This window comes from Aeromonas sp. HMWF014, assembly GCF_963878295.1.
Classification (GTDB): domain Bacteria; phylum Pseudomonadota; class Gammaproteobacteria; order Enterobacterales; family Aeromonadaceae; genus Aeromonas; species Aeromonas popoffii.
Genome location: NZ_CAWNYS010000512.1, coordinates 1 through 4,601, shown reverse-complemented (window position 1 = coordinate 4,601; position 4,601 = coordinate 1). Strand labels below are relative to the sequence as shown.

Genomic DNA, 4,601 nt, shown 5'->3' with positions numbered 1-4,601 from the left:
GTATTAGTTCCGCGCTGTAAGAGCATTGTGTGCGGGATGAATATTATCCCAAGCCGTCACCCCCTCACATGACGCAACTCGCATTTTTGAAATGCAATTACGTGTTTTCTTCCAACAAGTTCTGAAAACATTTTCTTATTTCAGGGGGTTATCGCCATTTATTGGCATATCCCTCGCCAAAAATGGAAATTAAATTACCAAACAGAAATAAAAGAACACAAGTGAAAGGGTTTTCACCTCATTGAAAACCCTTTCACGGTGATTATTCTGTTTAATTTGTTAACAAAGCACCGAGTTGGTTTCGGCGAGCCTTACCTCTTTAAATAAAAAGACACCGCAGCAAAGTGCGGTGTCTTTTTGCCAAAAATGGAAAGCGGATCACATTACGACTGGCGCAGCAGCTGATCCTTGAGGTTTGGCGGCACACCACGAATGGTCAGGGTATCTGTCTGGGGATCGTAAAACACCCGGCTGTTCAGCAACTTCTGCTCGAAGCTCAGGGTCAGACCACCACCGGACCCAACGAACTTGGTCAGGCCGCGCAGAGTGGAACGATCAGCGGGGAAGCGATCTTCCAGCTCATACTCCTGACCGATGAAGCTGTAAAAATCGAGGTCGCCATCGCCCGGCAATTCTGCAGAGAGCTCCTTGATTTCGATCTCCTCTCCGGCGCTGGCCTGCTCGGTGCAATATTTGAAGACCTGCTTCTTGTAGTCATTGCGCTCGGCCGGCTCCAGCTGGCGGCTGTCGCAATAATCGTCCACCGCCTGCAGTAACCCCTTATTTTGCACCTTGGCATCCATCCCCTCACGGGCACCCAGCAGATCCATGAAGAAGTCGCCCAGTTTGCGGCCGACCCGCCCCTTGCTGAAGGTGATATAACGGCGAGAGTCTGGCTGGGTTTTCCATTCGGTCAGATCGATGCGAGCCACCAGATTGAGTTTGCCGATATCCAGATAATGAATATGGCGCAAGTCCAGCGCCTCGCTGACAGTGACGCTCTCCTTGCCTTCCAGCAGGGCAAGCATCAGGTAATCGACCCCGACATAGTTGTATTTGGCAAACAGCAGCACCCCCTGCTCGTCGAGGGCGTGCTCCACCAGGTTTTTCACCAACAGATGGGTCATGTTGACCGAAAAGGGGACGAATTCGCTCTGCTCGCCGAGCAGTTGCTCGAGGGCGATGCGAAAGGCGGGAGAAGGCTGCTTGGGGGCCGTTTCGCCCTCCGCCAGCTCGGCCACGGCAGTTTCTGGGTCGGCAAAGAAGCCAAAACCCTTGCCACCCTTGCCGTTGTAAATGCGATGCAGCTCCGCCATCAGCCCCTGTACCGCCTCATCGGTAGGCAGGGTCTGGCTGCGGGTGTCGGCGTGAGGTTGACCATCGCCGCCCTGGCGCAGGGAGTGAAGAATGATCTTGTCGATATCGAGACTCATGTCACAAAGCCATAGTGTTAGCCGAAAGGGTGAAGTATTATAAGGCGCTTTGAACCGAGATGAACTCAAGATTATGCCCATCGTATCAAAGTACACAAACCAGCAATTTGATGACCTGATGAATGACCTGATCACAGTACTGGAGAAGCACAAAGCGCCAGTCGACCTCAGCCTGATGGTGCTGGGTAACGTGACCACCAATATCATCAACGGCATGGCCCCGGCACAACGCCAGGCGATCACTGAAAAATTTGTCCAGGCACTGACTTCCTCGGTCGACAATCGCCACGACGCACACTGAATCGCCGCTTTTTTTTGACGTTTCTCAACGCAGATGGATCACTATGGTCGAAACCGGCAACCCCTATCGTGATAATGTCTCTCGCCTGATCACCTGGGGGCATTGGTTCTCCTTCTTCAACATCATACTGGCCATGCTGATTGCCACCCGCTATCTGGGGGCGATCAGCTGGCCGTCGAGCACGCTCGGCGTGACCTATCTCATCATCAGCTGGATAGGCCACTTCTCGTTTCTGAGCTTTGTCACCTACCTGTTGACAGTGTTCCCGCTGACCTTCGTGCTGCCCAACGAGAAGGCGCTGCGCTTCATTTCGGCCATCATTGCCACCCTGGCGCAGGTGCTGCTGCTCATCGACACCCAGGTGTTCCAGCTGTTCAAGTTCCACTTGAACGGTCAGGTATGGCAGCTGCTGCTGGATCAGGCCCAAACCGAGGAGGGCTCGATCTGGAGCATCATCTTCGTGGCAGTGCCGACCATCTTTCTGCTGCAACTGCTGCTGTCGGCCTATGTGTGGCGCAAGATCAACAAGCGCAAACGCCGCCAGTATGGCAATCAGGTGGGGCTGGCCCTGCTGGTCTGCTTCATTCTGACCCACGTGGTCAACAGCTGGGCTGATGCCACCCTGTATCAGCCCATCACGATGCAACGTGCCAACTTCCCCCTCTCCTACCCCATGACCGCCAAGAGTTTCCTGGCCAAACACGGCTGGCTGGATCTGGATCAGTACGAGAAGCAGGCCGAATCCCAGGATGGCGACCGCGCGAGCCGCTTGCGCTACCCGCTGCGTCCGCTCAGCGTCAATGCTCCCGTCGAGCACAAGAATCTGTTGATCGTGGTGGTAGACTCGCTGCGGGCCGACATGCTCAACAACATCAACATGCCCAATCTGCAGCGCTATGCGGATCAGCACCTCCACTTTGCCAACCACATGAGTGGCGGCAACAATGATGTGATGGGGATGTTCAGCCTCTTCTATGGCCTGCCCGGCCACTATTACGACGACATTCGCAACGACAAAACGCCGCCGGTACTGTTCGACGAGATGTTGCGCCAGGACTACCAATTTGGTCTGTTCGGCGCGCTGGACGATGCCCAGAAGTATCGCCAGAGCATACTCTCGGGCCTGCGCAAGCAGGTATTTGTCTCAGAGCAGACCGATGACAGACAGCTGATCGACGACTGGCAGCAGTGGCTTGCCAAGCGTTCACCGGACAGGCCCTGGTTCTCGCTGGTCTATCTGTCAAGCCCGGGTGATTACCAACTGCCAGCCAACATCAAGGGACCCTTCCAGCCCGAGCTGACCAAGTTCAATCCGGCCACCGCCTATCAGAGCGAGAACCTGCAAAAGCTGGAAAATCGCTACAAGAACACCGTCTTCTATACCGATCAGTTGCTGGAGCAGATGCTGACCCAGTTGCAACAACAGGGGCTCAATGAGCAGACCATAGTCGTCATCACCGCCAACCACGGTCAGGAGTTCAACGAAACCCAGAGCAACAGCTGGGGCTATGGCACCAACTACTCGCCCTACCAGGTGCAGGTGCCCTTCGTGCTGGCTTGGCCGGGCAATGACACCCTGCCGCTGAGCCAGGCTAGCAGTCATGTGGATCTGGTGCCGACCCTGATGCAAAACATGCTGGGGGTACGCAATCCGGCGCGGGACTACAGCATAGGCCGCAACCTGTTCGACACCAGCCCGCGCAACTGGGTGCTGGCGGGAGATCAGCGCGACTTTGCCATCTATCAGGACAACACCATCACCCACTTCAACAAGCAGGGTGACTTCGAGTTGCTGGAGCGCGACAGCTACCGTCCCATCAAGCACGACACCCCCGACATGGGCGTCATGATCCAGGTGATGAATGAGCTGAACCGCTTCTATCGCGCCCCCTGAGGCCAAGCCAACCCGCCATGAACAGCCCGCTCTCGCAGCGGGCTTTTTATTGCGTCTGCGCCAGCACAGCCGAAGAGAGAACAGCTCCGCACTCATCGCTAATCGGCCCCACCTGCTGCAAAGCAACCCCACGGTAGCGCGGAGCAGTCTCTTTGGACGAGGGGACTCCCCCTCTGCTCAAGGCCTGTCAGGCCGGGCGCGCGTACTATGAATACCCAAGGCAAGCGGGCACCCGGCGTCTCGGCCAAACAGCTCCTCTTGATACGCTGATTGCACAGGTGTGGGCAGGGGATGCAGCTGAAAAACAGGGCCCGGTGCCGGCCACCCCAGCCCCTGGCCGGTGAGGCGCACAAGGAGTGTGCACCCTGTCAGAAAACAGCCAGAACACGTCATCCTGTGCCGGATCCAGCATGATTTACACCGCAGATCGCTGGCATGAAACGGGCAGAGCGGTTAGTCTAGCGGCGTTGAACCAACCCCATGAGGTACAGATGAAAACCGTATTGCGTTTTAGCCTGCTGGGCGCCTTGTTGCTGGGCGGCCATGCCTTCGCCGCCGAACCGAAAAAATTTGATATCAGCATGTTCCCGGCCGCCGAAGTAAACCAGGAACGTGTCGTCATCCGCCTGCCAGAAGTCGAGAATGAAGCCGACATGATGGTCGAGTTGCAGGTCGGCAAGAAAATGATGGTCGATTGCAATGTGCCGCGCTTCGCCGGCAATCTGGAACAGCACAGCGTCAAGGGCTGGGGCTACAACTACCTGATGCTCGATAAGGTTTCCGATCCCATCAGCACCCTGATGGCCTGCCCGGATGCCCAGAAGAAAGAGACCTTCGTCCAGATCTATGGTCAGGGCTTCTTCGTGAACTACAACTCCAAGCTGCCGTTCGTGCTCTACGTCCCGCAGGAGTATGAAGTGCGCTACCGTCTGTGGCGTGCCGACAACCTGGCCCAGCCAGCCATGATAGAGTA

Annotated in this window: 4 protein-coding genes; 3 read left to right on the top strand and 1 reads right to left on the bottom strand. The window is 56.1% G+C overall.

Going from position 1 to position 4,601, the window contains the following annotated elements:
* Positions 1–383: 383 nt before the first annotated feature.
* The gene (gene yejK, locus AAC083_RS20040) at positions 384–1,433 is read right to left on the bottom strand and encodes a nucleoid-associated protein YejK (RefSeq protein ID WP_181364833.1); all 1,050 of its coding nucleotides are present in this window, start codon (positions 1,431–1,433) and stop codon (positions 384–386) included.
* 73 nt (positions 1,434–1,506) lie between these two features.
* Between yejK and AAC083_RS20035 the strand changes: the two genes are divergently transcribed.
* From AAC083_RS20035 to eco, 3 genes are all read left to right on the top strand, one after another.
* Positions 1,507–1,734 (top strand): YejL family protein, encoded by a 228-nt coding sequence (locus tag AAC083_RS20035; protein ID WP_042034515.1) that lies wholly within the window; start codon positions 1,507–1,509, stop codon positions 1,732–1,734.
* Between the two features lie 43 nt (positions 1,735–1,777).
* On the top strand, positions 1,778–3,628 hold the full coding sequence (locus tag AAC083_RS20030) for a DUF3413 domain-containing protein (protein ID WP_108537542.1): 1,851 nt from the start codon (positions 1,778–1,780) through the stop codon (positions 3,626–3,628).
* Between the two features lie 491 nt (positions 3,629–4,119).
* A partial coding sequence (gene eco / locus AAC083_RS20025) for a serine protease inhibitor ecotin (protein WP_042034517.1) occupies positions 4,120–4,601 on the top strand: 482 nt, incomplete at its 3' end.